The sequence below is a fragment of the Vibrio sp. 2134-1 genome (assembly GCF_033339495.1).
In genome coordinates this window covers 1-880 of sequence record NZ_JAWOUS010000224.1, presented here as the reverse complement: position 1 = coordinate 880, position 880 = coordinate 1, and the positions used below count along the sequence as shown (strand labels likewise).

Here is an 880-nt window from a genome sequence, read left to right as displayed (position 1 = left end):
AAAACAATCTTGCAGAAGGTTTTGTACAAGCGGGTTTGGGCAGTCTAGCCGAAGCGATGTTAACCCAAGACAGAGTGGTACAGTTTTGAGTCAGTTAACTTATCTATTTCGAAGCGCACCGCATGGCAGCGCAGCAGGTCGCGAAGGCGTTGATGCGCTTTTAGCGGCTTCCGCGTATTGCGAAGATATCACCGTGATCTTTATCGGAGATGGTGTGTATCAACTTCTGTTAGGGCAAGAACCTAGTGGTATCTTAAGCAAAGATTACGCGCCGATGCTCAAGTTATTCGATCTATACGACATCGAACAGGTGTTTGTGTGTTCAGAATCGTTAGCGCAGAGAGGATTGGCTCAAGCTGATCTCGTTATAGATGCTCAAGCACTCAGCCTTGAGCAAGTAAAAGAAAAACTGCAGCAAGCTGGCAAGTTACTGTCATTCTGAGGACGCTATGTTACACATCATCAAAACCGGTTCAGCCTTAGAAGATGCATTCGCATTGTATAGCGAACAAGATGCTGCCTTGCTGATTGAAGATGCCGTCTACGCCGCAAATCCACAGCACAAGGCGTTTAGCCATGTAAAACACGCCACTGTGTTCGCATTAGAAAGCGATATTCAAGCGCGTGGAATGGCAAATCGTATCAGTCCATCAGTGACTGTCGTAGACTACGTTGGCTTTGTCGAATTGACGGCAAAACACGATAAATCTCTCACCTGGGATTAATACACCTTTCCTGTCGATAAAGCTTTACGGATGAATTGCTTTAATTGAACAAAAAAGATCCGTATATTTCTTGACACACCTCTCACTGCTGCATAGAATTTTGCGTCCCTAACTGCCAATGGTGGCTAGGGATAGATTTTTCACAAAGCTTACTT

The 880-nt window shown here is 45.0% G+C and carries 2 protein-coding genes and 1 pseudogene; all 3 read left to right on the top strand.

Annotation, left to right across the window (positions count from 1 at the left end):
- A pseudogene (locus tag R7R78_RS25085) lies at positions 1-89 on the top strand (sulfurtransferase TusD); the annotation flags it as partial.
- Positions 86-442: a sulfurtransferase complex subunit TusC gene (gene tusC, locus R7R78_RS25080; protein ID WP_005458285.1), complete on the top strand. Its 357-nt coding sequence runs from the start codon at positions 86-88 to the stop codon at positions 440-442. The pseudogene R7R78_RS25085 and the gene tusC, both read left to right, overlap by 4 nt.
- A gap of 7 nt (positions 443-449) precedes the next feature.
- Positions 450-725, top strand: a complete 276-nt coding sequence (gene tusB, locus R7R78_RS25075) for a sulfurtransferase complex subunit TusB (protein WP_225474495.1) — start codon at positions 450-452, stop codon at positions 723-725.
- Positions 726-880 lie beyond the last annotated feature (155 nt).